The sequence below is a fragment of the Ruegeria sp. CDSC051 genome, assembly GCF_059610665.1.
Genome location: NZ_JBXWOC010000001.1, coordinates 671,673 through 696,442, shown reverse-complemented (window position 1 = coordinate 696,442; position 24,770 = coordinate 671,673). Strand labels below are relative to the sequence as shown.

Here is a 24,770-nt window from a genome sequence, read left to right as displayed (position 1 = left end):
CGGCCCAATGGGCCGCTTTCTGTTTTTCGGCTTTTGACAAGGCCAGACAATCCCGTTACTCAGCTTTAAAGTCTTAAAATTCTGGGTAGAGAAAAATATGACCGACAGGCGAGGCGCAGGCACATCCTGCGGGGGGCAAAAGCCGGTAAACAAGATTTTGTGGCAGGCCCTAACATTCTTTTTCTTATTTGCCACAGTTAGTTTGCTGTCACTGCCGCAGGCTGCTCAGGCGCAAAGCTACACCATCAACTCGTTCGAAGTTGAGGGGAACAGGCGCATCGAGACATCGACAATCATTGCACGTTCGGGAATCGAACCTGGGCAGACGGTGACAGCTGGACAACTCAACGATGCCTTCCAACGGCTGCTTGACAGTGGTGTTTTTGAAACAGTCGATTTGACCCCTCGTGGCAGCACTTTGGTCATCAAAGTTCAGGAATATCCGACGATCAACCAGATCAGCATCGAGGGTAACAAGAGGCTCAAGGATGAGCTGTTGCTCAATGCCGTTTCGTCTCAACCCCGCCGGGTCTTTACGCCTCAGGTCGCTGAAGCTGACGCAGACATGATTGCCGAAATCTATTTGGCTCAAGGACGTGTTGCAGCAACCGTCATCCCCAGAATCATCCGCCGCAGCGACAATCGGGTAGACCTCGTTTTTGAAATCTCCGAAGGTACGACGATCGAGGTTGAGCGCGTAAGCTTTGTTGGCAACCGGGCCTATTCCGACCGGCGTCTGCGCCGTGTGCTTGAAACCAAGCAAGCCAATTTCCTGCGTACATTCCTGCGGGGCGATACTTTTATCGCTGACCGGATCGAGTTCGACAAACAAGTCATCCGTGATTTCTACTTGTCGCGTGGCTATGTCGATTTCCGCGTCAACAGCGCCAATGTTGAATTCACACGTGAGCGCGACGCGTTTTTCCTGGTGATGAATGTAACCGAAGGTCAGAAATTCTCATTCGGCAAGATCACCACCGTAAGCGAAATACCCGGTGTGGATGCGGCCGAATATCAGGCCGCACTCAAGGTCAAGCCGGGTGTCACCTATTCTCCTTCACTGGTCGAAAACTCTATCGCCAGGCAAGAGCGTTTGGGCATTCGGCAAGGGGTGGACTTTCTGCGGGTTGAGCCGCGCGTCACGCGCAATGCACGTGATCTGACGCTGGATGTTGAATTCGTTCTGACCAAAGGACCGCGTATCTTTGTCGAGCGTATCGACATCGAGGGCAACACCACCACGCTTGACCGCGTGATCCGTCGTCAATTCGACACCGTTGAGGGTGATCCTTTCAACCCGCGTGAAATCCGGCAGGCGGCTGAACGTATCCGGGCATTGGGCTATTTCGCCGTCGCTGATGTTGAACCGCGCGAGGGTTCGACGCCCAGCCAAGTGATCGTGGATGTCGACGTCGAAGAACAGCCAACAGGCTCGCTCAGCCTCGGTGGTAGCTACTCGATCTCTGACGGTTTCGGCATTGCGATCGGCCTAAGTGAGTCAAACTTTCTAGGCCGTGGACAGACCGTCGGGGTTACGATTTCGACCGCACAGGATTCAGAAGAGTACTCCCTGAATTTCACCGAACCCTATCTTTTGGGCCGCAAGCTTCGCTTTGATCTTGGTCTGGGTTTGGCGTCGACCGACTCCAGTTTTGCCAGCTATAACACCGAGCGTGTGTTCTTTAACCCTCAGTTGAGCTATGCGATCGGAGAGCTGTCTTCGTTGCGCGTACGCTATGCCTGGGAAAACAGCGAGATGAAGCAGCAGGACAACGAGGCAAACGGCGCGGTCATCGCCTCTGAGATTGATCAGGGTGAACGCACGACCAGTTCTCTGGGTGTGTCCTATGTATATGACAGCCGCCTTGGTGGGCTTAACCCCAATGCCGGTGTTTTGTTTGAGGTTGGCCTGGATGCCGCTGGGCTGGGTGGGGACAACAAGTTCTACAAAACCAGCGCACGCGGGATTGCCCAAACACGCGTTCTGAGTGAAGAAGTCGTTCTTCGTGCATCGCTTGAAATGGGTGCAATGCACTGGACTGGCAACGATTTCAGCCGGACGTTGGATCGCTTTGTGTTGGGCCCCAATAAATTCCGCGGGTTCGAGCCAGCGGGTTTGGGGCCACGGGATCTGTCAAATGGTCAGGATGACGCTATCGGCGGGAATTACTATTGGGTCGCGCGTCTGGAATCGGACTTTCCTCTGGGCTTGCCCGAAGAATTGGGCCTGCGTGGAGGCGTGTTCTATGATTTCGGTAACCTGTACAATATCGACGATGTAAACACTTCGGGTGCCAACATTGTCGGTGCGGATGGGTCTATCCGCCATGTTCTGGGTGTTGCAGTCCTATGGGAAACACCGTTTGGCCCGCTGCGCTTTAACTTTTCGCAAGCGCTCAAGAAAGAGGACTTTGACAAGGAACAGAATTTCGACCTGACCATTCAGGCGAGGTTCTGATCTCGGATGCGAGGTAGTCTTCAAACCTATATGCAGGGCCCCATTCGGGCCCTGTGTCTTTTTCTGACCTTAACCCTGGCAGGACCGGTTACCGGACAGCAGCTTGGCGTAACACAAGCCAGCGTCCTGACAATCTCCAGCGAACGGCTGTTTTCTGACTCGGCGTTTGGACGTCGCATTCTCAGTGAGATCGAAGCAGAAGGGGCTCTGTTGGCTGCTGAGAACGAGCGGATCGTTGCAGAGCTCAGCGCGGAGGAGAAGGACCTCACCGAAAAGCGCGCCTCTCTGTCTGCTGAAGAATTTCGTCCCCTCGCAGAGGCGTTCGACAGAAAGGTTCAGAACCACCGAGAAGGGCAGCGCGCCAAGCTTGATGCCCTTGCGCGTCGCAGTGAAGATGCACAACAGATGTTTTTTGAACTCGCCCGCCCAGTTTTGATCGATCTTTTGCGCGAATCTGGCGCCTCGGTCATTATTCAACGCTCCAGCGTGTTTCTCAGTTCGGATCTGTCCGATGTGACAGATGCCGCCATCACCCGAATTGATACAGCCATTGGTGATGGAACAACACTTGACGAAGGTACAGGCGAATAGGTTTGCTTGCCCTCGGGTCGCGGTGTTGCTAACCACATTGAAAAGAGAAATCCAGAACAGGATATCAGAACTATGAGCACGGACACCAAAAGCGCCGACATTCAGCTGATTCAACGGATATTGCCGCACCGCTATCCGTTTCTGCTGGTCGACAAGGTGGTCGAGATTTCAGGCTATCAGTCAGCGGTCGGCATCAAGAACGTCACTATGAACGAGCCGCATTTCCAGGGCCATTTTCCTGGTACGCCGATCATGCCTGGTGTGACCATTGTTGAAGCAATGGCGCAGACCGCAGGTGTTATGCTTGGCGTTGGGATGGATGTCATCGACAGCGACTTGTTGATCTATTTCATGAATATCGACAAGTGCAAGTTCCGCCGCAAAGTCGTGCCCGGTGACGTGCTCGAGATGCATGTTGAAACTGTGCGCGGCAAGAAGGGTGGCAAGATTTTCAAGTTCTCTGGCAGGGCCACGGTTGATGGAGAGGTCGCAGCCGAAGCTGAGTTCTCAGCCTATGTTGATTGGGACATGGAAAAGACAACATGAGTGGCATTCACCCTAGCGCAATCATCGAAGACGGTGCTCAGATCGGAGAGGGCTGTGTCATCGGCCCTTTTTGTTTTGTTGGTTCAAGGGTGCGGTTGAAAGACCGGGTAGAACTGAAGTCGCATGTTGTTGTTACCGGTGACACCGAGGTGGATGAAGACACCATAATCTTCAATTTTTCGGTCATCGGTGAAATCCCGCAAGACCTTAAGTTCGGCGGTGAAGATACGCGGTTGGAAATTGGCAAACGAAACCGTATCCGTGAACATGTAACAGTGAATTCTGGAACAGACGGCGGTGGCGGTGTAACCCGGATTGGCGATGACTGTTTGCTGATGGCTGGTGTTCACGTGGCTCACGACGTTCAGATTGGCAATCGCGTGATCATGGTGAACCATTCTGGTGCCGCGGGACATTGCATTATCGAAGACGATGTTATCGTCGGTGGGATTTCGGGTTTGCATCAATGGGTTCGTGTGGGCCGAGGGGCGATTATCGGCGCGCTGACGATGGTGCCCAACGACGTGATTCCCTATGGGCTTGTTCAAGCGCCTCGCGGCGAGCTGGACGGCCTGAATCTTGTTGGCCTCAAACGGCGTGGTGTCGCACGAGCTGATATTTCAGCTTTACGCGCAGCGTTTCGCGAATTGTCCGATGGTGACGGAACTTTTATGGACCGCGCCAAGCGCTTGGGTGAAGATGCCGAAAGCGAATATGTCCGCGAAATCGTCAATTTCGTAACCGGCGATTCGGATCGGTCCTTTCTGACACCGAGGAAGTAACATCATGTTGGCACTGATCGCGGGAACAGGTGTGTTGCCGGACGAAGTGGTTTCCTGTCTGGCTGAACGGCCCTTGATCTGCGCGATGGAAGGCTTTGCCCCGGATACTCTGTCTGCTGACATCGTTTTCCCGCTGGAACAGCTTGGATCATTCATCGCGGATCTCAAAACCCGTGGCGTAACTGAAATCTGTATGGCCGGAGCGGTTCAACGTCCCGCCGTTGACCCGTCGCGCATTGATGCCGCGACGATGCCGTTGGTGCCTATTCTGGTGCAGGCGATTCAGTCCGGCGATGACGGCGCATTACGGGCTGTCATTGGGATATTCGAAAACTCAGGCCTGAATGTCCGTGCCGCGCATGAGATTGCGCCTGAACTGCTGCCTCCGCTTGGTTGTTTGACAGAGGCACAGCCCTCAGACGCGGATCGGGCAGATGCGGATCGGGCATCCGGTATCCTGCGTGCCATGGGGGCAGCTGATATCGGCCAGGCCTGTGCAGTTTCCAAAGGGCAGGCTTTGGCGATCGAAGGGATTTTTGGCACCGCATGGATGCTCGAGTCTCTGACTCAACGGCCCGATGCGGGGGGTGGGGTGCTTTTCAAGGGTCCAAAGCCTGATCAGGACTTTCGCGCGGATCTGCCAGCTATTGGACCTGAAACCATTTCCAGCGCCGTCGCAGCTGGTTTGTCCGGGATCGTGATCGAAAAGGGCGGGGTGCTTGTATTGCAGCGACAACGTGTAATTGCTGAGTGCGATCGCCTGGGTTTGTTCCTTTATGTGCGTGAGCGAACCAACTGATGCGGGTGTTTCTGGTCGCCGGCGAACCTTCGGGCGATCGATTGGGCGGCGCGTTGATGGAAGGGCTACGTGCCCTTGTCCCAGATGTTACATTCGACGGGGTCGGCGGACCATTGATGCAGGCCCAGGGTCTGAACAGCCGCTTTCCGATGTCCGAATTGTCAGTGATGGGCCTGATCGAGGTATTGCCAAAATTCTTTCACCTCAAGCGCCGGATATCTGAGACAGCGCAGGCCGTTCTGGACACCAAACCTGACGTATTGATCACCATCGACAGTCCGGACTTCTCGTTGCGCGTTGCCAAGTTGGTCAAAGCAGCAAGCGATACTCGAACCGTCCACTATGTGGCCCCCAGCGTTTGGGCCTGGCGACCGGGGCGTGCGGATAAGATGGCCAAGGTCATCGACCATGTGCTGGCGTTGCTTCCGTTTGAGCCGCCCTATATGGAACGCGCCGGGATGGAATGTGATTTTGTTGGCCATCCGGTTGCAAGCGAACCCATCGCGTCTGATCGCGATATCCAGGAGTTTCGCGCCGCCTATGAACTTGGGGAAGCTCCGCTGGTTCTTGCCTTGCCGGGGTCGCGCAAGGGTGAGGTTGACCGTCTGGCCCCTGTATTCGGTCAGGCCTTGGGGCAGTTCCTAGCCGACCGGCCGGGTACGCGGGTTATTGTTCCGGCGGTTGCGCATATGGTCGAGGCCGTAACCGAACATCTGCAGACATGGCCAGGCAATCCCGTCGTGATCGACCCGCGCAATGTTCCGACCGAAGAGGCGGTTCAGAAGAAACGCGCAGCCTTTGCCGCAGCGGACCTTGCTCTGGCGGCATCGGGTACCGTGTCGCTTGAACTTGCAGCTCAAGCAACACCCATGGTGATTGCCTACCGCCTCAGCTGGCTGACCCAGAAACTGGCAGTACGTATGGTCAATCTGGACACGGTTACATTGGTCAATCTTGTCTCGGAAACGCGTTCCATCCCGGAATGCCTGCTGGATGACTGCCTGCCGGACAAGATTGCCGTAGCGCTACGAGAGGTCGCCCTGAAACCTGACGCGCAGCGCAACGCGATGGATCTGACAATGGAGCGCCTGGGCCGTGGCGGCGACGCCCCTGGTTTCAGAGCCGCAAAGGCCGTGTTGGCCAGAATGCCGTCCTGATGGCCGAGTTCATCCTCTTTGGTTTTTCGGCCTTTCTGGCATTGATACTGACCAATCTGGATAATCTTGCCGCCTTGGTGGCGCTGATCTTGGTGTCAGGGGATATACGGGCCGTCTTTGGCTTTCTGTTCGCACAGGCCTTGGTGATTTCGGCGTCCTTGCTGTTCGCCATGGGGATCGAGGGCGTAATACCGGGCTGGGCCGGGTATCTGGGGATGATCCCGCTGACACTGGGCTGTCTGGCCGCCATCCGCCAATGGCGCGGGCAGGGCGTCGACACTCCTGCGCATCTCGAAGCCGGAGCATCAATTTTGGTGACAACCTTACTGTTTACCAGCCTGTCGATGGACACTTTGGCCGTTCTGGCGCCGTTATTGGCGGATTCAACGCCAGGCTTTCGGATCGCCGGAGCCTTCGGCGCAGGGCTTGCCGTGGTAGGATTGGCCACGCTGGCGCTGCTGGGCGCCAAATCTCCGCTCATCAGTGGTCGCATCGCGCGCAAGCTTGAGATGCTTGTTCCTTACGTGATGATCTGCGCTGGTCTTTATATTCTCAGCAACTCGTGGACCGACGCAGTTTAGTATCCGCGCCAAATCCAGCCGCCGCCAAAGATGCGGCTGCCTTCGGACGCATAGAAGACACAGGCCTGACCGGGCGACACACCTTCTTCCGGGGTCAGCAACTCGACCTCGGCCGTGGTTTCCGAAAGCGGGCGGATGATGGCCTCACGCGGGGGTCGGGTCGAGCGAACCTTGACCAGGACGTGCCATTCATCGCGTGACGTAAACGGCTCATCGCCCAGCCAGTTGATCTCACGCACCGGAATAGTGCGGGTGGCCAACATCTCTTTGGGGCCAACCACAACCTGTTTCTTGTCGACATCCAGCTTCACCACGTAAAGCGGGTCGCTGAGGCCTCCGATACCAAGCCCGCGGCGCTGACCAATGGTATAGTGGATTACCCCGTTATGCTGGGCCAGCACACGACCATCCGCATGAACGATCTCACCCGGTTCCGCCGCGCCGGGGCGCAGCTTTTCGATGACGCTGGCATAGTTGCCGTTGGGCACGAAACAGATGTCCTGACTGTCGGGCTTGTCGGCAACAGCCAACCCATATTGCGCCGCCATTTCGCGCGTCGCGTCCTTGGACGGCAGGTGGCCCAGCGGAAAGCGCAGGAAATCCAGCTGTTCCGGGGTGGTCGAGAACAGGAAATAGGATTGGTCGCGGTTGGCATCCTCGGCGCTGTGCAACTCTGGCCCGTTGGGGCCTGTCTTGCGCTGAATATAATGGCCGGTGGCCATGCAATCAGCCTCAAGATCCTTGGCGGTTTCCAGCAGGTCCTTGAATTTCACCCGTTCGTTACAGCGAATGCAGGGAACCGGCGTCGCACCGGCCAGATAGCTGTCGGCGAATTCGTCGATCACGGCGTCCTTGAAGATGTTCTCATAATCCAGAACGTAATGCGGAAACCCGCGTTCCTCGGCCACGCGGCGCGCATCGTGAATGTCGATACCTGCACAGCAGGCCCCCTTTTTGGCCAGCGCAGCACCGTGGTCATACAGCTGCAGGGTGACGCCGATGACGTCATACCCCTGATCCGCCAAATGCGCGGCCACGACCGAGCTGTCCACGCCTCCGGACATGGCAACTACCACCCGCGTTTCAGACGGGGGCTTGGCAAAGCCAAGAGAGTTCAGCGGTGTCTCGGTGTCGAGGGCCATGACGGTTCCAGTACGGGTTAAGAAAGACCGGCAGAATATAGGAAAATTCTAGATACTCTCAAGGGGCGGTTTCACAACACATTAAGTAGCATGGTGTCAGCTTTGTCGCAGCACGAAGAGGACCGAAAGATGTATTTGCACAAAGTAGAGGGGCCCAGGTCGGTAACCCTGCCGGATGGAACGGTTTTATCCCGGGCTGATCTGCCGCCAAAAGAGACAACCCGCTGGGTGGCATCCCGTAAAGCGATTGTAGTCCGTGGCGTTCTTTACGGATTGATTACGCTTTCAGAAGCCAAAAACCAATATGGCCTCAGCGATGAAGAATTTAATTCCTGGGTTTCTGCGGTCGCAGAACACGGAACGGACGCTTTAAAGGTCACCACGATAAAAAAATATCGACAACCTAAAGGAGAGTGTGAATAAATGATTCAACGGTAACGTCAGATTAACCATTTTTGAGCAGGCTCGATTTTAATCGGTAAATTGAGCTGAATTGGAGCAGTAAATGCGTATACTTCTTGTCGAGGATGATCCAACCACGTCCAAAAGCATCGAACTGATGCTGACACATGCCAATCTGAACGTATATGCGACAGATTTAGGCGAAGAAGGGATCGACCTCGCAAAACTTTACGATTACGACCTGATCCTCCTTGATCTCAACCTTCCGGATATGAACGGGCATGAAGTGCTGCGCCAGTTGCGGGTTGCGCGGGTGGAAACGCCGATCCTGATCCTGTCGGGGGCCGACGATACAGAAAGTAAAATTAAAGGCTTCGGATTTGGTGCTGACGATTATCTGACCAAACCATTCCATAGAGAAGAATTGGTTGCACGTATTCACGCCATTATTCGCCGCTCAAAAGGGCATTCTCAATCCATAATCCACACCGGGCGCGTTGCAGTGAATCTGGATGCGAAAACCGTCGAAGTGGAAGGCAAGGCTGTTCACCTGACCGGCAAAGAATATCAAATGCTCGAACTTCTGAGCCTTCGAAAGGGAACAACCCTGACTAAAGAGATGTTCCTTAACCATCTCTATGGGGGAATGGATGAGCCCGAATTGAAAATCATTGACGTCTTTATCTGCAAATTGCGCAAAAAACTTAGCAATGCCACCGACGGCGAAAATTATATCGAGACCGTCTGGGGCAGGGGATATGTGTTGCGAGATCCTCAGAAAAACAGCGTCGACGAACCTCGCATTGCGGTTGGCGCCTAGGCGCGCAAGTTTTACGTCGCCAAGGGTCCGGGGCGACACCCTCGCTCACTGAACAGCACGTCTGGACCTAGCCATGCCCTCGCCCTATCACTGAACTCCAAGAACAGTTGACGGGGCGAGGGCATGAGCAATTCCATTTCTGTATCAGACCTGACGGAAGATCAGGCACGCAATGAACTGGCGCGGCTGGCTGGGCTTTTACATCATGCGAACGCATTGTATCACCAGAAAGACGCCCCCGAGATTTCTGATGCCGACTATGATGCGCTGAAACTCAGAAACTCAGAAATCGAGTCGCGATTTCCGCAACTCAAGCGATCTGACAGCCCATCGGATATCGTTGGTGCCCGCCCCGCCGATGGGTTCTCCAAGATTTCACATGCCGTGCGCATGCTGTCTTTGGGCAACGCTTTTCAAGACGAAGACGTCTCTGATTTCGATCGGTCCGTCCGAAAATACCTAGGGTTGGATGACGAGACGAGTTTGAGCTATACGGCTGAGCCCAAGATCGACGGTCTCTCCCTTTCGCTTCGGTATGAGAGGGGTAGGCTTGTCCAGGCGGCCACGCGGGGAGACGGAGAAGTCGGGGAAAATGTTACCGCAAATGCGCTGACTATTTCGGATATTCCACAGGTAATCACCGGCGCACCAGACATCCTTGAGGTTCGCGGCGAGGTCTATATGTCTCACGACGACTTTGATCGTCTAAATGAGAGCCAGTCCAAGAAAGGCGAAAAAACCTTCGCCAACCCGCGAAATGCCGCCGCAGGATCCCTTCGTCAGTTGGATTCCGCAATTACCCGTTCTCGTCCCCTCAAGTTTTTTGCTTATGCCTGGGGGGAGCTGTCTGAGCCTTTGGCAAGCACCCAATACGAAGCCATACAGCGCCTGAAGGAATTCGGATTTTCAACCAACCCGCTAACCCGTTTATGCGCGGATACAAAGCAGATTCTGGATCACTATCGCAGCATCGAGCTGCAGCGTGCGACGCTTGGATATGACATTGATGGTGTGGTCTACAAGGTAAACGATCTTGCGCTGCAATCACGGCTTGGGTTCCGGTCCAGCACACCCCGCTGGGCAATTGCGCATAAATTTCCGGCCGAGCTTGCCTGGACCCGTCTTGAAGCGATCGACATTCAGGTTGGCCGCACCGGCGCGCTGAGCCCGGTGGCCAGGCTGCACCCGGTTACTGTCGGCGGTGTGGTCGTGTCGAACGCAACGTTGCACAACGAAGATTACATTTCTGGTAAAGACGCAAAAGGCGGCGAGATACGCGAAGGCAAAGACATTCGGATCGGCGACTGGGTTCAGGTTTATCGCGCCGGCGATGTGATCCCGAAGGTTGCCGATGTCGACATTTCGAAACGTCCGGATGATGCCGAAAAGTTCATCTTCCCGGAAAAATGCCCTGAATGTCACAGCGATGCGATCCGCGAGGAAGGTGACGCGGTCCGTCGCTGTACCGGCGGCGTTATCTGCCCTGCACAAGCCGTTGAGAAATTGAAGCATTTCGTCTCACGCAAGGCCTTTGATATCGAAGGGTTTGGAGCAAAGCAGATTGAGATGTTCTATGACGATCCCGATCTGCCAGTTCGGACCCCGGCTGACATTTTTACTCTGAAACAACGAGATAGTGCAAACCTGAACAGGCTGGCTAATCGCAAGGGATGGGGGGCGCAGAGCGCCACCAATCTGTGGCAAGCGATTGATGAAAAACGAGTTATTCCACTGGGTCGGTTGCTGTTTGCACTGGGCATTCGACATGTCGGCGAGGCAGCGTCGAACCTAATCGCAACGCATTACGGATCATGGGATGAGCTGGAAAAAGCGGTTACCATAGCGCATAGTCAGACCGGGTCAGAATGGGATGAGCTGCTGAACGTTGACGGTGTTGGTGAGGTTATGGCCCGCGCATTGGTTTCAGCCTTCGCCCAACCTGCCGAACGGCAGAGCATCGACGATCTTGTGGCTCAGCTTGATGTCCAAGACGCGAAACGGCCCGATACCTCGGGCAGCCCTGTTGCAGGAAAGACAGTGGTTTTTACGGGAACGCTTGAAAAGATGACCCGCGCCGAAGCCAAAGCACGTGCCGAGGCACTGGGCGCTAAAGTGTCGGGGTCAGTGAGCAAAAAGACCGATCTTTTGGTTGCAGGACCGGGCGCTGGATCAAAGGCGAAAAAGGCGGCTGAGCTTGGGATCGAGACGCTCGACGAAGATGGCTGGTTGCAGCTGATCGACGGCAAATGAGTGGTCGGCCCGAATCTCTGTTCCCGCTGTTTTCGCGGCTGGAAACGCTTGACGGCGTGGGGCCGAAAACGGCTCAGGTCTTGGCGCAGTCAGGTGTCGAGACCCCGCGCGACGTCTTGTTCGGGCTGCCTTATGCGGTGATTGATCGGCGCAGGCGCGATACCATTCAAGGCGTCGATTTGCCCTCGACGCTGACCGTAGAAGTCACCGTTGGCATCCATCGCCCCCCTAGAAACAAGGGAGGTGCGTATCGTGTCCATGTTGAAGACAGCCAGACTGAATTTCAGTTGGTGTTCTTTCATGCCCGCGGCGATTACTTGCAAAAAGTGCTCCCTCAGGGCGCGCGCAGGGTGATTTCTGGCAAGTTAGAGCTGTTCGACGGGATCGCTCAGATGGTCCACCCGGATCACATGCTGCCGCCAGCGGATGCGAAGGATATCCCTGAGTTTGAACCTGTCTATCATTTGACCCAGGGGCTGACCCAGAAAACTGCCTTCAAGGCGGCGCGTAGCGCGGTTGCACTCTCGCCGGAATTGACGGAATGGATTGATCCCGCGCAGGTCGCAAAAGAGAACTGGCCAGACTGGCTGAGCGCTGTACATGCAGCGCATAATCCGCAGGGTGCGGATGATGTAGCGTCTTTTTCTCCAGCGCATGAGCGTTTGGCCTATGATGAGCTGTTCGCGCATCAACTGACCTTGGCATTGGCCCGCCAACGAGAGCGCAGGGTCAAGGGGATCGCCAGCGCTGGTACGGGCAAGCTGCAATCCCGTGTGTTGTCGAACCTGCCATACAAGCCCACCAACGCCCAACAGCGCGCTATTCAAGAGATCGCCGGGGATATGGCCTCCGATACGCGCATGAACAGATTGCTTCAGGGGGATGTTGGGTCCGGCAAGACTCTGGTTGCGTTCATGGCTCTGCTGGTCGCGGTCGAGGCGGGCGGGCAGGGCGTCATGATGGCCCCTACCGAGATACTCGCTCAGCAGCATCTGGAAGGGTTGCGCCCCCTCGCCGAAGAGGCGGGCGTGGTTCTGGAAATCCTGACCGGTCGCGACAAGGGGGCGGATCGGCGTGCCAAGCTGTTGGCGCTTCAACGGGGTGATATTCACATTCTGGTGGGCACTCACGCCGTATTTCAAAGCGATGTCGCGTTTCAGGAATTACGGCTGGCAATCGTCGACGAACAGCACCGATTTGGGGTCCGTCAACGCATGGAGCTGTCGGAAAAAGGCAGGGGGGCGGACGTTTTGGTCATGACAGCAACGCCTATTCCACGCAGTCTTGCCCTGACTCAATACGGTGACATGGACGTGTCCGTGCTTGATGAAAAGCCGCCGGGGCGAAAACCTGTCAAAACAGCGGTTGTGAGCACTGAACGGATTCAAGAAGTTGTCTCGCATCTGCAAAAAGCTATTGCTGAGGGCCGCCAATGCTATTGGGTCTGCCCGCTTGTCGATGAATCCGAAGTATCGGATCTGACCGCTGCCGAGGAACGGTTCAAAAGGCTGCGTGCCATTTTGGGGGACGGGATAGTGGGGCTGGTTCACGGCCAAATGCCGCCCGCCGACAAAGACGCAGCGATGAAGGCATTTCAGCAGGGGCAAACCAAAGTTCTGGTGGCGACCACGGTAATCGAGGTTGGCGTGAATGTTCCAAATGCCTCGATCATGGTCATCGAAAGGGCCGAGATTTTTGGCCTGGCGCAGCTGCATCAGCTTCGCGGTCGTGTTGGGCGAGGCGAGGCAGAATCGACATGTCTGCTGATGTATCAGCCACCCCTCGGCGAAGGGGGGCGCAAAAGGCTGGAAGTTCTGCGCGAAACAGAAGACGGGTTCAGAATCTCAGAGACGGATCTGCAAATGCGTGGAGCGGGCGATCTGATCGGTACCGCGCAGTCAGGTCTGCCGAAGTTCCGTATCGCCGATTTGGAAAGGCAGGCCGGTTTGATGGCAGTTGCGCAGTCTGACGCAAGGGCTCTGCTGGGCGTGGACGCCAAACTTGAAACGCAAAGGGGCAAGGCGGCTCGTGTTCTTTTGTGGCTGATGAAACAGGATCAGGCAATTCGTTTGATATCAGTTGGTTAGACGAAAACAGGAACATTAGTTCACAAATGTTCTCAAAAAGTTCTTTACCAAGACAGCAAAATATGAGAACAAAAGGTCAACAAAGGATTAAAACCCTGACCGGAGGAACCCATATGCTGACCCAGATCAAGACCACCCTAAATCGTTCCCAGTCGACGCTGCTGCAGGACGCAGCAGGTGCGGTTGCACTGGTGGTCATACTTATGGTCGCACTTCATCTTCCCGGAACGTATTAAGTCTTTCTGCCTGCGATCTCATGCCGATCACGCCGCGCTTGTCATCCCCATTTCAATCAAGGGTGACCTGCCTGTCCCAATACCCTTGAAGGGCCATGCCTCGGCCCCGCGCGGATATCCGGACCCCACATGAGAAACGCATTACCTGCCGCCGCCCTTTCCGCCCGAAAGGTGCGGCGGTTTTTTTTAGAGCTGACCGGTTTTCATAATTTCCAACAACGCCGACAGAACCGAGTTCACTGCGACCGATGCCAGGATCATTCCCATGACACGGCTGATGATGGCGGCACCTGAATGGCCGATCAGCCGAATGATCGGTTCGGCCAGCAACATCAGGACAAAGGCAATCGCAACAACCGACAGCATGACCAAAGCCGTGATCCCCTGATCAGCAACACTGTACCTGTTGTTATCGGTCAAGATGACGATGGCCAGCATCGCACCTGGTGAGGCAAGCGAGGGGACGGCAAGAGGAAAGATCGCTGGGTTGTGTTTGTGGAGTTCGTCTTTGATGTCGTCCTCGGCAGCGCGCTGCTCGACTTCCTGTTTGGGCTCGCCAAAAATCATGGTCAGCGCGAACAGGAAAAGGATAATGCCGCCAGCGACTTGAAAAGAGTTCAGGCCGATATCCAGTGCCTCGATCAGCAGTTGCCCGAAGATCAAGAAAAACAACAGAATCCCGGCGCTTATAAGCGAGGCCACAAGCGCCATCTTACGGCGTGCGGCGGCCCCAAGCCCTGCGGTAACGGCGATGAAGACCGGGATTGTTCCAATAGGATCAATAACAACCCAAAGCGTGACAAAATGCTCAAGTAAACCGTTCAAAACTAGAATTCCCTTCGTTTATTCCGAAAGGCTATAACGTTTCGCCCGTCAAAACCATGTTTAGGCGCAATTTGCGCGTTCCGCCTGTTCAAACGCCTCTGCGGTTGCATCAAGAACCAGCAGGATCGAGGCATGGCGGTTCTTATATTCCCGTGCGGGCATCAAAACCTCTAGCCCATCAAATGGGGCCTCTGGTGTCGATCCATCCTTTTTCAGCATCGCGGATAGTTGCTCGCGCGCCTTTTCGACCTGAGCACGCGTTGTGCCGACGATCGCCCCGCCAACGACCGAAGCAGAGGCCTGTCCCAGGGCGCAGGCTTTCACGTCCTGACCGAACTCTGAAATTCTGCCATCCTGAACTTTGACATCAACCGTGATGGTCGACCCGCATAGGGGCGAGCGTTTTTTCACCGTAGCGTCAGCATCATCAAGCCGGCATAGGTGTGGGATGTCAGCAGCAAGGGCCAGAATTCGGCCAGAGTATAGCTTTATCAGGTCATTCTCGCCGGACATGGCTTTCCCTCGTTGAATGTTCCCAATACATAGTGGCCATCCACCGGGATGCAAAAGGTTTTTGTCATGTCTTCCTCAGTCGCGTTCGATGCATCGAGTTTGAAATTCAACGAGGCCGGGCTGATTCCAGCCATCACTCAGGACGAAAATACGGGCGAGGTATTGATGATGGCCTGGATGAACCAGAGCGCCATTGAAAAGACACTTGAAACCAGACGCGTTACCTATTGGTCCCGCTCGCGCCAGTCATTCTGGATCAAGGGCGAAAGCTCGGGCCATGTGCAGGAATTGGTTGATCTCCGCGTGGATTGCGACCGGGATTGCCTGCTTGTCCTTGTGCGCCAGACCGGCCCGGCCTGCCACACCAACCGTCGATCTTGTTTCTACACAGCGGTCAGAGACGGGGACGAGGTCGAAATCATGACCCCCATGACCTGATTGGTCAAAGCCCCACCATCGCCCGAATATCTTCGGGCGTCGCCTCTTCGTCGCGAAACTTGGCAATGGCACGCGCATCGTCGCGTTTAGCCAGCCGTTTGCCGGCCTGATCGCGTATCAGGCGGTGATGCAGGTAGATCGGTGTCGGCAAACTCAACAGCGTCTGCAGCAGAACGTGGATACGTGTGGCTTCGAACAGATCCTGACCGCGAACCACATGCGTAACTTTTTGTGCAGCGTCATCCAGAACGACCGACAAGTGATACGACGTGCCCATATCGCGGCGCGACAGAACAACATCCCCGATCGTGTCCAACATCTCTGCCTGTGTGAACCGGACACAGCCGAACTCAGCGCCTGGATCTTCTCCAATCTCTTGAAACGATGCGGTGTTATTATCGTTCTGAAACAGACTTTTAGCTTGTTCTACAGCTGCCGCCATATCCAATCGCAACGGAATATTCAGCGGGCGTGGTTGACCCGATGAACCCTGTTGTCTCCAACGTGTGCGACACGTCCCCGGATAGATAATCCCGTCCGGACCAAGAAGTGGGGCTCCTTCCTGGGGAGCGCTGGCCGCGTTGGCGATGTCTTTTCGATTGCAGGTGCAGGGGTACAGCAACCCTCGCGACCACAGATTATCCAGCACGGCATCATAGGCGGCAGCTCGCGTGGATTGGCGGAGCACCGGTTCCGGCCACGACAGGCGAAGCCAGCGCAAATCATCGTAAATCTGAGTTTCCCATTCTGGACGCGAGCGTGAGCGGTCGATATCCTCGATCCTCAGCAAAAACTGGCCATCCTTCGACTTTGCAAAATCATGAGCCAAAATCGCCGAATACGCGTGGCCCAGATGCAGTGGTCCTGTCGGCGAAGGGGCAAATCTTGTTACTAAAGTCACACTTTTTCAACAATATAGATGTCAGACTTCATGTCCATTCCAGGAAGGTGCGGGCCATATTCCCGGAACAGCAATCGTGCTGCGCCCATATCCAGCCACTCACTTAGGCGAACGGTATAGCTGTGATCTTCAAGCGTATGATCATTAAAAGAAAAAGCAATAAGGCCGCCTGACGGTAACGCGTTGATGAGCATATCCAAAGTCTCAGGTGGTGCGGCACCCACGCCGATGACCCCGATTGCGGTGATGACCTTATACGCGCCAGACTGCAGCGGGCTGGGATCTGCGATGTCAAAGCTGATCAGGTTGCGATAAACCCCCTTTGCCAGAGCGCCCTCTAACATCTGCGGGGTGGGGTCTATTCCATCGACGACCTCAAACCCGACCGCGTTCAGCGCGACACCTGACAGGCCGGTACCGCAGCCATAGTCCAGAATTGGGGTTTTGGGCTCGGGCAGTTGCGACCAGAGTGCCCGGGCGATACGTCCCGGGGTCGCATAACCGTTTGACCCAACCTCATCATCATAAGACGAGGCCCATTTTTGATAATGTGCTTTGGTCGCCTGAGGCGAATCCAGCCCATAGACATCCTTTAGGAATTTATCGCTCATACCGATATGTTAGGACGTCGGGGCCGGACCCGTCCAGTCACCAATGCGCCAACCACTTGGTCCATTCTTCCTTGGCCCGGTCAGTATAGGCCTTGTAGCGGTCTTTTCGGCCACGCCGACCGCCTTTCAACCCATCGACAGGGCGGAACAGACCGAAATTAACGTTCATAGGCTGGAATGTCTTCGCCTCGGCACCGCCTGTGATGTGGTGGATCAAAGCGCCCATGGCACTGTCCTGTGGAATTTCGGGAACGGTACGGCCCAACAACTCGGCAGCAGCCAGGCGTCCGGCCAAAAGACCCATCGCGGCGCTTTCCACATAACCTTCGACACCGGTAATCTGACCAGCGAACCTGATATTGGGCTTTGATTTCAGCCGCATCTGGGAATCCAGCAATGTCGGAGAGTTGATGAACGTATTGCGATGAATACCGCCCAGCCGCGCGAAACTGGCATTCTCTAGCCCGGGTATCATGCGGAACACGTCGGTTTGCGCTCCGTATTTCATCTTGGTCTGAAAGCCGACGATATTGAACAATGTTCCTAGCGCGTTATCTCGGCGCAGTTGAACCACCGCGTGAGGCTTTACCTCGGGCTGATGCGGGTTCGTCAGGCCGACCGGCTTCATCGGTCCGTGGCGCAACGTTTCACGACCCCGCTCGGACATAACCTCTATCGGAAGACAGCCATCGAAATAGCCTGCGGTTTCGCCCTCATGGAACTCGGTCTTATCGGCGGCCAGCAGGGCGTCGATGAAGGCGTCGTACTGGTCTTTGTCCATCGGGCAATTCAGATAAGCGGTCCGCTCTTCTTCGGTTTCGCCCTTGTCATACCGCGATTGCATCCACGCTTTGCTCATGTCGATGCTGTCTGCGTAGACGATCGGTGCAATGGCATCAAAGAATGCTAACGACTCGGCGCCGGTTTCCGCGCGGATTGCGTCACCCAAAGCGGCAGAGGTCAGTGGGCCGGTGGCGAAAATCCATTGGCCGTCATCGGGCAGGGCGGTCACTTCTTCTCCAGTGATTTCGACAAGGGGGTGAGCCTTTAACCTGGCCGTCACAGATTCAGCAAACGGATCGCGATCCACAGCCAATGCGCCCCCGGCCGGCAGTCGGTGCGCATCTGCCGTTTTCAAGATCAACCCTTCGGCCTCGCGCATTTCCCAATGCAGCAGTCCAACGGCGTTCTGTTCGTCATCATCCGACCGGAATGAGTTCGAGCAGACCATCTCGGCCAAGTTGCCGGTCTGATGCGCAAAAGTTCCGACTTTTGGGCGCATTTCGTGAATCACGACCTCGACGCCCATTTCCGCCGCCTGCCATGCGGCCTCGGACCCGGCCATGCCGCCGCCCACGATATGCAATTTCTGTGTCATAAGCTGCCACATAGGGCACAGAAGATCGCAACGCAACACAGCAGCGATGGCGCACGGGAAATCATGTTTTCAAGGGATTTTTGGGGTCGCCGATGCGGGAATGTCTGCGCTAGTGAGAGAAACCAGCTCGGAGGGACCTTCCGCCCACGGCGACCCAAAAAGTGTTCAAGGCCTTAGCCTCGTCTCAGCATTGCCACAGTAACGCCCATTTGAAAAGTCCAAAAATGGCGACATTGCGGAAAAATATGCATGACAAATTCCTTATTGGCTCCAATTTGGATCTCTTTTTCCGATAAATGCAGATATTCCTTCTTCGGTATCCCGATGCATCATATTCTGAGCCATTACCTCGCCGGTATAGGAATAGGCCTGATCCAACGGCATATCCAACTGGCGGTAGAAGGCCTGTTTTCCGACTTTCACGGCAGATCCCAGTTTTGAGGCAAGCTGCTCGGCCAGTGAAACAGCCTCATGCTCCAACAGCATTTCTGGCACCACGCGATTGACAAGACCCAGCTCAGCAGCTCGTGACGCCGGAATGAAATCCCCGGTCGTCAACATCTCGAAGGCGTGTTTGCGTGGAATGTTTCGGCTAAGAGCAACCATTGGAGTCGAACAGAACAGCCCGATATTCACACCGTTTACGCCAAACCGCGTCCCTTCAGCAGCTACAGCAAGATCGCAGGTTGCAACCAACTGGCATCCGGCCGCCGTAGCAATGCCGTGCACCTGGGCAATAACCGGCTGCGGAAGCGACTGAATTGAAAGCATCATTTTCGCACAGCGATTGAATAGGTCCTGGAAATAGGCTTTACCGCCGTCTTCAGATTGGCGCCCTGCTGTCATCTGTTTCAGATCATGACCCGCACAAAAAGCTTTGCCTTTACCAGAAAGGATCACCGCCCGGATGGAACTGTCTTCGCGCAGGGCATCAAGTTCAGTCTGTAGCGCAGCCAGCATTTCGTCACTTAGGGCGTTGAGTCGGTCTGGCGCATTCATTGTAAGCCTAGCCACGGCGTCTGCGTCATTTCGTTCCAGAATTCCCATCTTGCCCTCCGATCTGATGTGAGGCCAACTCTAGGTCGGCAAATCCAGGAGGGGAAGTATGTCATTGGCAATGAATCGGGAGGAACTGGAGGATTATATGAGCCAAATCTTCCCCCAGGTCAGTCAGGATTATTCGGTCCAGGATCTGACCGAAGAGTCCATCGTCATGAGACTTGCCGTTGGCGATCGTCATTTGCGCCCCGGTGGGACCGTCTCGGGGCCGTCTATGTTTGGATTAGCTGATGTAAGCGTTTACGCACTGATCCTGGCGCGCAGGGGCCAGCAGTCTCTGGCCGTGACAACCGGTTGTTCAATGGACTTCATGCGTAAACCGGATGGAAATGCAGATTTGATTGCGCGCTGCACCTTGCTGAAGCTAGGAAAAACCCTTGCCGTAGGTGACGTTCTAATATTTTCGGAAGGGTCAGACAAACCCGTCGCACGCGCAACGATGACCTATTCTTTGCCACCAGAGGGGTCAGCTGCGGCAGCTTTTGGGTGAAAAAATGGCCGGGATAAACCCGGCCAAGGAAGAGGTCCCATATAGGGACTGGGGATTACCTAGCCCTGCCAAAAAGGGCGTTCGATCTCTCGTCTGGCCTGATAATTAGTCAGGCCCACATCCTTCAGCAGCCTGTCATCGAGATTGGACAAGTTAATTCGGCTGCGGCGTTGCCGCTCCCATTTTGTGACCGTCGCCGCAAACCGCACGGCCAGTGCGGCAATCAGCGGCAGCCGGGGGCTGTCGTTAAGCGCTATCAGGGCGGGGTTGTGCATTGCGCGTGTCATCTTGGGGTTCCTTTCAAATTGTATTGACACAAACGTAATATGTTCGGTATGAACACTTGATACATTCAGAATTGTGCTGCAATCAAAGGAAGAATTGTAATGGATACAATTTGGCCAGAGTCACTGCCTAAATCCAAAGGGCCAAAATATACACTTGTCGCCGATACAATTCGAAAAGCTATAGATAACAATCTTTTGGAAGTTGGTACAAAGCTGCCGCCGGTGCGGGAACTTGCCTATAGGTTACAAATCACACCGGGCACCGTTGCGCGCGCCTATACGATACTCACAGACGAAGGTCTGCTCAGCGCCGAAGTAGGACGTGGTACATTTGTGGCCCCGCCCAAGGCGCCTCTGCTCGATGATGTCTGGGCTCGGCAACTTCATCTCAGAGATGACAAATATGAAGCCAATGTCAGCCTGTTCAGCCCAAGGCTCGCCGATATGGGGCAGGTGGCCCTGATCCGCGAATGTATGCAGAAAGTGGCACAATCCGATCCACGCCTGTTTATGAACTATCCAACCCGCGATGCGTATAAACCTATGCGACAGGCTGTTGTAGATTGGCTTTCCGATTTGCCATTGGGACCAATTTCGCAGGACGATATCGTTCTGACCCACGGCGGACAAAACGGCCTTTGCCTTGTATTTCAGACAATATTACGCGGACCAAAGCCGATCGTTCTGGTTGAGGATCTGTCATATGCGGGGTTCCGACGGGCCGGTGAGTTGATGCGTGCAGAGGTCGTTGGCGTAAAGATGGACAAATGGGGCGTGGATCCAAACGCTATGGAGCATGCCCTTCGCCAGTCGGCGGCGCAGGCCATATGTGTCTCACCCGAGGTTCAAAATCCGACCGGCTCACATACACCACTGGAACGCCGCAAAGAAGTTGTGGAAATCGCGCGGCGGTTCGGCGTCCAGATAATCGAGGACGACTGCTACCGCATGGGTGATGCAAGAGCGCCCAGCTATCGCGCCTTGGCGCCGGAAAGGGGATGGCATGTGTCGTCGATCTCGAAGATCTTGACGCCCGCACTGCGTGTCGGGTTTGCCATAGCGCCGCGCGAGCGCAGCGTTGATCTGCGCCGTTCAGCGGAATATGGCTATTTTGGCCTTGCTCAGCCGCTTGCCGAACTGGCGCGGCTGATGTTGTCTGATCCGCGGACGCGCCAAATCGCAAAAGATGTCCGGACCCGGATGGGGGAATATGTGCGCGTGGCCGTAAACGCCCTGGGTGGGTTCGACCTGAACTGGGCCTCAGATGTACCTTTTGTCTGGCTGAACTTGCCTTCTGGTTGGCGAGCAGCTGCGTTCAGCCGCGCAGCGGAGCGAGAGGGAATTCAACTGCGGTCTGCCGATGAGTTTGCTTTGCGTGACGGGCGCGCGCCCAATGCGGTGCGCATTGCCATGAACGGGCATGTATCGTTGGATCAATTCGAGGACGCAATGCAGCGTCTCAGGCGTCTGCTGGATAATCCACCCGAACAAATTTCGGTGTAAGGGGACGCTTAATGGATATTCGGGAAATGCGGGGCAGGGGATTTGTCGTCACACCTATGCTCGAAAGTGACTTCGAAGACCTGCACCTTGCAGCCAGCGATCCGTTGATTTGGGCCGGGCATCCCGCCAAATCCCGCCATCAGAAAGAAGTTTTCGCCCCTTATTTCGATTTTCTGTTGAGCGCAGGTGGGTCAGTGACAGTACGCGAAGAGGCGACAGGCCGGGTCATCGGGTGCTCTCGCTATTATGAGCCTCCCGAAGTTCCCAGAGGCATCGGCATCGGATACAGCTTTATCACCCGTGATCACTGGGGCGGAGCCAGCAATCGGGCGATCAAATCGCTGATGGTAAATCAGGTGTTCGGCGAACTGGATGAGGTCTGGTTTCATATCGACCCAACCAACTTGCGTTCACAAAAAGGGACCGCGAAACTTGGGGCGCGGTACGTTGATACCCAGCAACTTGTTCTTGGTACCGGGGCTGGGCAGTGGATGCGTTGGGTATTGACGGAAAAAGATTGGCAAAAACATGGGGTAAAATAATACCTATTTTGTAATACATTGTTTTTGCTAAGTTAAAACTGATTTGCGTGTATTGACCCGCCTTTCGCGTGGGTTTAAACCCCATCCATCGAATTCGGACCGCTCCGTATGGGGGCGGTCTTTCACATCAAACAGGACTATCCTGCCATGAAAACCTTTTCTGCAACACCTGCAGACATCGACAAGAAATGGATCCTGATCGACGCCGAGGGCGTTGTTCTGGGCCGTCTTGCCTCGATCGTCGCCATGCGTCTGCGTGGCAAGCACAAAGCGTCGTTCACCCCGAACATGGACATGGGCGACAATGTCATCGTGATTAACGCTGACAAAATCCAGATGACCGGCAAGAAGCGCGAAGAGAACTTCTACTGGCACACTGGCCACCCGGGCGGCATCAAGTCGCGCACCAAGCAGCAGATCCTTGAGGGCAAGCACCCCGAGCGTGTTGTGACCCAAGCGGTCAAGCGCATGCTGCCTGGCAACCGCCTGTCGCGTCAGGTTATGACCAACCTGCGTGTTTATGCCGGTGCTGAGCACCCGCATGAAGCCCAGTCGCCCGAAGTTCTGGATGTTGCATCCATGAACAAGAAAAACACCCGGAGCTAATGACCATGGCTGATCAGATCAATACTCTCGAAGAGCTGAGCGCCGTTGCAGGCGTTGAGGTTGTGGCCGAAGAAGTCATCGTGCGCGAACCCGTACGTGACGAACTGGGTCGCTCTTATGCCACCGGCAAGCGTAAAGACGCTGTTGCCCGCGTTTGGATCAAGCCGGGTTCCGGCAAGGTCACCGTAAACGGCAAGGATCAGGACAAGTATTTTGCGCGTCCCGTTCTGCAGCTGATCCTGCGCCAGCCGTTCCAGGTTGCCGGTGTTGAAGGTGAATTCGACGTTGTCGCAACCGTCAAAGGCGGTGGCCTGACCGGTCAGGCCGGTGCGGTCAAGCACGGCATCTCGAAAGCGCTGCAACTGTACGATCCCAGCCTGCGTGGCGCACTGAAAGCCGCTGGCTTCCTGACCCGCGACAGCCGCGTTGTGGAACGTAAGAAATACGGTAAGCGCAAAGCGCGTCGTTCGTTCCAGTTCTCCAAGCGTTAATCGCTCGTACGAACTTTCAAGACTGTTTCAAACGGCCGCACAATGTTGCGGCCGTTTTTCTTTTGTTGATAAGGATTTGGGGTGCCGAATCTGTTGTCGAACTCAGCCGGCTGTTTTGGTTTCGATCAGCGGGGCCAGAATCTGGAACATGAATTCGGACAGAACCCTGTTGCCGTCCGCATTCAGATGGCCATCGTATCGGAAATACAGGTCTTCACCCTTGGTGCCGTATTCCTCGGCGAGGTAGGGCAGCGCTTCGTGCCACTGAAATCCTTGCTCGGCCACCACACCCTCCATTAGGCGGTCGGGTAGGCCGGGATCGACCTCGGGATCGGAAGATGTTTTCGCGGCCTGAAGAACCTGAAACAACTGTGGGACAGACACGACCACAAGCTCGGATCCCTGCGACTGAGTGAAGGCTGCCATGCGGGAAAACACCTGCTTTGTCGTCTCGACTTTGGCTTGAAACAGATCGCTCATCGGGGTGGTGAAAAAGGCCTTTCGCGGCGTCATCAGGTACAGTTGGGTATAGGTCTGATCGTTCGCCATCAGCATTCGCTTTAACAGCGTAACCGAGTGTAGCGAGGATTTCTTGATATTCCCCGAGCCTACAACCGAACTGACATCGCTAAAGGCGACATCAACGCCATCAACGGTCCGAATGGGCTCATTTGCGAACATATCATTGGGAAGAAAGGTAACCAGCACGATATCAGGGTCATATTTTTCGCTTAACCGCTCGAGATACAGCGCCTGTTGAGATGTGTTATATCCCGGAACACCTGCGTTGATCAGCTGAACAGGCATGCCTTGATCCAGGAACTTCTGGGCCAAGAGTTCTGGCCAGATATCGCCCAGCTCATTTGATGCGCCGAAGGTAAAGGAATCTCCCAGCAACAGGATCTTGATGGTTTTTCCATCGTCTAATGCACTGGCTGGAAAGCGGGTTTCACGAAACCCGTTTTCGTCGACTTTATACTCGACCGTGAACTCTGGTGCATTGATGGCGACGACAGTGTTTGGCCTGTTCGTATGCCCGACGACCGGGTCCTTCAATCCAAGTGGACCACCCTCTGGATATGTTGTCAGAACGCCTTGTGGTGACAGCCAACGGATGCCCAGCTCCACACCAGCAAGAAGCGTTGCAGAGATCATCACGATGATCAGAAAGTTCAGAATTTTTGACCGCATTTTTTATCTAACTACCTAGAATACCATTTACCGAATTGGTCCCGTTATCGTTGTAATGACGAGGACGCACAAAAAACATTTCTG

At 55.1% G+C, this 24,770-nt stretch carries 27 protein-coding genes; 18 read left to right on the top strand and 9 right to left on the bottom strand.

Features of this window, described 5'->3' with window-relative positions:
- Positions 1-97: 97 nt before the first annotated feature.
- The 7 genes from bamA to AC2FH0_RS03550 all read left to right on the top strand — a co-directional run bounded on the left by bamA (position 98) and on the right by AC2FH0_RS03550 (position 6,914).
- Positions 98-2,458, top strand: a complete 2,361-nt coding sequence (gene bamA / locus AC2FH0_RS03580; protein WP_281972129.1) for an outer membrane protein assembly factor BamA — start codon at positions 98-100, stop codon at positions 2,456-2,458.
- Positions 2,459-2,464: 6 nt separating this feature from the next.
- Complete coding sequence (locus tag AC2FH0_RS03575) at positions 2,465-3,049, top strand: OmpH family outer membrane protein (protein WP_496691267.1); 585 nt, start codon at positions 2,465-2,467, stop codon at positions 3,047-3,049.
- 72 nt (positions 3,050-3,121) lie between these two features.
- A complete protein-coding gene (gene fabZ, locus AC2FH0_RS03570; RefSeq protein WP_496691266.1) occupies positions 3,122-3,595 on the top strand; it encodes a 3-hydroxyacyl-ACP dehydratase FabZ in 474 nt (157 codons plus the stop codon).
- A complete protein-coding gene (gene lpxA / locus AC2FH0_RS03565) occupies positions 3,592-4,377 on the top strand; it encodes an acyl-ACP--UDP-N-acetylglucosamine O-acyltransferase (protein ID WP_271947043.1) in 786 nt (261 codons plus the stop codon). Before fabZ ends, lpxA begins: the two co-directional genes overlap by 4 nt.
- 4 nt (positions 4,378-4,381) lie before the next feature.
- Positions 4,382-5,176, top strand: coding sequence for an LpxI family protein (locus AC2FH0_RS03560; protein ID WP_496691265.1), 795 nt, complete (start codon positions 4,382-4,384; stop codon positions 5,174-5,176).
- On the top strand, positions 5,176-6,333 hold the full coding sequence (gene lpxB / locus AC2FH0_RS03555; RefSeq protein ID WP_496788594.1) for a lipid-A-disaccharide synthase: 1,158 nt from the start codon (positions 5,176-5,178) through the stop codon (positions 6,331-6,333). Before AC2FH0_RS03560 ends, lpxB begins: the two co-directional genes overlap by 1 nt.
- Positions 6,333-6,914 carry a hypothetical protein gene (locus AC2FH0_RS03550; RefSeq protein WP_496691263.1) on the top strand — a complete coding sequence of 194 codons (582 nt, stop codon included), beginning with the start codon at positions 6,333-6,335 and terminating at the stop codon, positions 6,912-6,914. The genes lpxB and AC2FH0_RS03550 overlap by 1 nt, the downstream gene beginning before the upstream one ends.
- Here AC2FH0_RS03550 and mnmA read toward each other — a convergent pair.
- Positions 6,911-8,056 (bottom strand): tRNA 2-thiouridine(34) synthase MnmA, encoded by a 1,146-nt coding sequence (gene mnmA / locus AC2FH0_RS03545; RefSeq protein WP_281994637.1) that lies wholly within the window; start codon positions 8,054-8,056, stop codon positions 6,911-6,913. The two genes, AC2FH0_RS03550 and mnmA, sit on opposite strands and share 4 nt — an antisense overlap.
- 129 nt (positions 8,057-8,185) lie before the next feature.
- Here mnmA and sciP point away from each other — a divergent pair, with 129 nt between their 5' ends.
- The 5 genes from sciP to AC2FH0_RS03520 all read left to right on the top strand — a co-directional run bounded on the left by sciP (position 8,186) and on the right by AC2FH0_RS03520 (position 13,851).
- The gene (gene sciP, locus AC2FH0_RS03540; RefSeq protein ID WP_281994636.1) at positions 8,186-8,479 is read left to right on the top strand and encodes a CtrA inhibitor SciP; all 294 of its coding nucleotides are present in this window, start codon (positions 8,186-8,188) and stop codon (positions 8,477-8,479) included.
- An 82-nt stretch (positions 8,480-8,561) separates the two neighbouring features.
- Complete coding sequence (ctrA, locus tag AC2FH0_RS03535; RefSeq protein ID WP_496691262.1) at positions 8,562-9,278, top strand: response regulator transcription factor CtrA; 717 nt, start codon at positions 8,562-8,564, stop codon at positions 9,276-9,278.
- A gap of 123 nt (positions 9,279-9,401) precedes the next feature.
- The gene (gene ligA, locus AC2FH0_RS03530; RefSeq protein WP_496700260.1) at positions 9,402-11,528 is read left to right on the top strand and encodes an NAD-dependent DNA ligase LigA; all 2,127 of its coding nucleotides are present in this window, start codon (positions 9,402-9,404) and stop codon (positions 11,526-11,528) included.
- The gene (recG, locus tag AC2FH0_RS03525; RefSeq protein WP_496788593.1) at positions 11,525-13,615 is read left to right on the top strand and encodes an ATP-dependent DNA helicase RecG; all 2,091 of its coding nucleotides are present in this window, start codon (positions 11,525-11,527) and stop codon (positions 13,613-13,615) included. Before ligA ends, recG begins: the two co-directional genes overlap by 4 nt.
- Complete coding sequence (locus AC2FH0_RS03520; RefSeq protein ID WP_496788591.1) at positions 13,567-13,851, top strand: hypothetical protein; 285 nt, start codon at positions 13,567-13,569, stop codon at positions 13,849-13,851. The genes recG and AC2FH0_RS03520 overlap by 49 nt, the downstream gene beginning before the upstream one ends.
- A gap of 186 nt (positions 13,852-14,037) precedes the next feature.
- Here AC2FH0_RS03520 and AC2FH0_RS03515 read toward each other — a convergent pair whose 3' ends face one another.
- The gene (locus tag AC2FH0_RS03515; RefSeq protein ID WP_496788590.1) at positions 14,038-14,676 is read right to left on the bottom strand and encodes a MarC family protein; all 639 of its coding nucleotides are present in this window, start codon (positions 14,674-14,676) and stop codon (positions 14,038-14,040) included.
- 60 nt (positions 14,677-14,736) lie between these two features.
- Positions 14,737-15,189: an iron-sulfur cluster assembly scaffold protein gene (locus AC2FH0_RS03510; RefSeq protein WP_496788589.1), complete on the bottom strand. Its 453-nt coding sequence runs from the start codon at positions 15,187-15,189 to the stop codon at positions 14,737-14,739.
- 48 nt (positions 15,190-15,237) lie between these two features.
- Between AC2FH0_RS03510 and hisI the strand changes: the two genes are divergently transcribed.
- Positions 15,238-15,627, top strand: a complete 390-nt coding sequence (gene hisI / locus AC2FH0_RS03505) for a phosphoribosyl-AMP cyclohydrolase (RefSeq protein ID WP_496788587.1) — start codon at positions 15,238-15,240, stop codon at positions 15,625-15,627.
- A gap of 4 nt (positions 15,628-15,631) precedes the next feature.
- On the opposite strand, the gene gluQRS is transcribed toward hisI, so the two are convergent.
- The 4 genes from gluQRS to AC2FH0_RS03485 form a co-directional block, all read right to left on the bottom strand.
- A complete protein-coding gene (gene gluQRS, locus AC2FH0_RS03500) occupies positions 15,632-16,528 on the bottom strand; it encodes a tRNA glutamyl-Q(34) synthetase GluQRS (RefSeq protein WP_496788584.1) in 897 nt (298 codons plus the stop codon).
- Positions 16,525-17,139 (bottom strand): class I SAM-dependent DNA methyltransferase, encoded by a 615-nt coding sequence (locus AC2FH0_RS03495; protein ID WP_496707808.1) that lies wholly within the window; start codon positions 17,137-17,139, stop codon positions 16,525-16,527. The genes gluQRS and AC2FH0_RS03495 overlap by 4 nt, the downstream gene beginning before the upstream one ends.
- Before the next feature lie 37 nt (positions 17,140-17,176).
- Entirely contained in the window at positions 17,177-18,517 is a 1,341-nt protein-coding gene (gene trmFO / locus AC2FH0_RS03490) for a methylenetetrahydrofolate--tRNA-(uracil(54)-C(5))-methyltransferase (FADH(2)-oxidizing) TrmFO (protein WP_496700997.1), read from the bottom strand.
- 261 nt (positions 18,518-18,778) lie between these two features.
- Positions 18,779-19,564 (bottom strand): enoyl-CoA hydratase, encoded by a 786-nt coding sequence (locus AC2FH0_RS03485; RefSeq protein ID WP_282021264.1) that lies wholly within the window; start codon positions 19,562-19,564, stop codon positions 18,779-18,781.
- A 58-nt stretch (positions 19,565-19,622) separates the two neighbouring features.
- On the opposite strand from AC2FH0_RS03485, the gene AC2FH0_RS03480 reads away from it, so the two are divergent.
- Complete coding sequence (locus tag AC2FH0_RS03480; RefSeq protein ID WP_142633872.1) at positions 19,623-20,066, top strand: PaaI family thioesterase; 444 nt, start codon at positions 19,623-19,625, stop codon at positions 20,064-20,066.
- A gap of 59 nt (positions 20,067-20,125) precedes the next feature.
- Here the strand turns inward: AC2FH0_RS03480 and AC2FH0_RS03475 are convergent, their stop codons facing one another.
- Complete coding sequence (locus AC2FH0_RS03475) at positions 20,126-20,353, bottom strand: DUF1127 domain-containing protein (protein WP_142633870.1); 228 nt, start codon at positions 20,351-20,353, stop codon at positions 20,126-20,128.
- Positions 20,354-20,452: 99 nt separating this feature from the next.
- Here AC2FH0_RS03475 and AC2FH0_RS03470 point away from each other — a divergent pair, with 99 nt between their 5' ends.
- From AC2FH0_RS03470 to rpsI, 4 genes are all read left to right on the top strand, one after another.
- Entirely contained in the window at positions 20,453-21,856 is a 1,404-nt protein-coding gene (locus AC2FH0_RS03470) for an aminotransferase-like domain-containing protein (protein ID WP_496691254.1), read from the top strand.
- An 11-nt stretch (positions 21,857-21,867) separates the two neighbouring features.
- On the top strand, positions 21,868-22,398 hold the full coding sequence (locus AC2FH0_RS03465) for a GNAT family N-acetyltransferase (protein ID WP_496691253.1): 531 nt from the start codon (positions 21,868-21,870) through the stop codon (positions 22,396-22,398).
- A 147-nt stretch (positions 22,399-22,545) separates the two neighbouring features.
- Positions 22,546-23,004, top strand: a complete 459-nt coding sequence (gene rplM / locus AC2FH0_RS03460) for a 50S ribosomal protein L13 (RefSeq protein ID WP_058271592.1) — start codon at positions 22,546-22,548, stop codon at positions 23,002-23,004.
- Positions 23,005-23,009: 5 nt separating this feature from the next.
- Positions 23,010-23,495, top strand: a complete 486-nt coding sequence (gene rpsI, locus AC2FH0_RS03455; RefSeq protein ID WP_058271904.1) for a 30S ribosomal protein S9 — start codon at positions 23,010-23,012, stop codon at positions 23,493-23,495.
- 102 nt (positions 23,496-23,597) lie between these two features.
- Here rpsI and AC2FH0_RS03450 read toward each other — a convergent pair whose 3' ends face one another.
- Positions 23,598-24,686 carry an SGNH/GDSL hydrolase family protein gene (locus AC2FH0_RS03450; RefSeq protein ID WP_496700271.1) on the bottom strand — a complete coding sequence of 363 codons (1,089 nt, stop codon included), beginning with the start codon at positions 24,684-24,686 and terminating at the stop codon, positions 23,598-23,600.
- Positions 24,687-24,770: the final 84 nt, after the last annotated feature.

Coding starts and splice junctions, on each gene's coding strand:
- hisI (WP_496788587.1), top strand. CDS start 15,238: ATGCAAAAGGTTTTTGTCATGTCTTCCTCAGTCGCGTTCGATGCATCG.
- AC2FH0_RS03475 (WP_142633870.1), bottom strand. CDS start 20,353: ATGACACGCGCAATGCACAACCCCGCCCTGATAGCGCTTAACGACAGC.
- AC2FH0_RS03485 (WP_282021264.1), bottom strand. CDS start 19,564: ATGGGAATTCTGGAACGAAATGACGCAGACGCCGTGGCTAGGCTTACA.
- lpxA (WP_271947043.1), top strand. CDS start 3,592: ATGAGTGGCATTCACCCTAGCGCAATCATCGAAGACGGTGCTCAGATC.
- trmFO (WP_496700997.1), bottom strand. CDS start 18,517: ATGACACAGAAATTGCATATCGTGGGCGGCGGCATGGCCGGGTCCGAG.
- AC2FH0_RS03450 (WP_496700271.1), bottom strand. CDS start 24,686: ATGCGGTCAAAAATTCTGAACTTTCTGATCATCGTGATGATCTCTGCA.
- bamA (WP_281972129.1), top strand. CDS start 98: ATGACCGACAGGCGAGGCGCAGGCACATCCTGCGGGGGGCAAAAGCCG.
- AC2FH0_RS03560 (WP_496691265.1), top strand. CDS start 4,382: ATGTTGGCACTGATCGCGGGAACAGGTGTGTTGCCGGACGAAGTGGTT.
- ctrA (WP_496691262.1), top strand. CDS start 8,562: ATGCGTATACTTCTTGTCGAGGATGATCCAACCACGTCCAAAAGCATC.
- fabZ (WP_496691266.1), top strand. CDS start 3,122: ATGAGCACGGACACCAAAAGCGCCGACATTCAGCTGATTCAACGGATA.
- recG (WP_496788593.1), top strand. CDS start 11,525: ATGAGTGGTCGGCCCGAATCTCTGTTCCCGCTGTTTTCGCGGCTGGAA.
- sciP (WP_281994636.1), top strand. CDS start 8,186: ATGTATTTGCACAAAGTAGAGGGGCCCAGGTCGGTAACCCTGCCGGAT.
- AC2FH0_RS03575 (WP_496691267.1), top strand. CDS start 2,465: ATGCGAGGTAGTCTTCAAACCTATATGCAGGGCCCCATTCGGGCCCTG.
- AC2FH0_RS03465 (WP_496691253.1), top strand. CDS start 21,868: ATGGATATTCGGGAAATGCGGGGCAGGGGATTTGTCGTCACACCTATG.
- rplM (WP_058271592.1), top strand. CDS start 22,546: ATGAAAACCTTTTCTGCAACACCTGCAGACATCGACAAGAAATGGATC.
- lpxB (WP_496788594.1), top strand. CDS start 5,176: ATGCGGGTGTTTCTGGTCGCCGGCGAACCTTCGGGCGATCGATTGGGC.
- AC2FH0_RS03510 (WP_496788589.1), bottom strand. CDS start 15,189: ATGTCCGGCGAGAATGACCTGATAAAGCTATACTCTGGCCGAATTCTG.
- AC2FH0_RS03550 (WP_496691263.1), top strand. CDS start 6,333: ATGGCCGAGTTCATCCTCTTTGGTTTTTCGGCCTTTCTGGCATTGATA.
- mnmA (WP_281994637.1), bottom strand. CDS start 8,056: ATGGCCCTCGACACCGAGACACCGCTGAACTCTCTTGGCTTTGCCAAG.
- AC2FH0_RS03495 (WP_496707808.1), bottom strand. CDS start 17,139: ATGAGCGATAAATTCCTAAAGGATGTCTATGGGCTGGATTCGCCTCAG.
- AC2FH0_RS03470 (WP_496691254.1), top strand. CDS start 20,453: ATGGATACAATTTGGCCAGAGTCACTGCCTAAATCCAAAGGGCCAAAA.
- ligA (WP_496700260.1), top strand. CDS start 9,402: ATGAGCAATTCCATTTCTGTATCAGACCTGACGGAAGATCAGGCACGC.
- AC2FH0_RS03480 (WP_142633872.1), top strand. CDS start 19,623: ATGTCATTGGCAATGAATCGGGAGGAACTGGAGGATTATATGAGCCAA.
- rpsI (WP_058271904.1), top strand. CDS start 23,010: ATGGCTGATCAGATCAATACTCTCGAAGAGCTGAGCGCCGTTGCAGGC.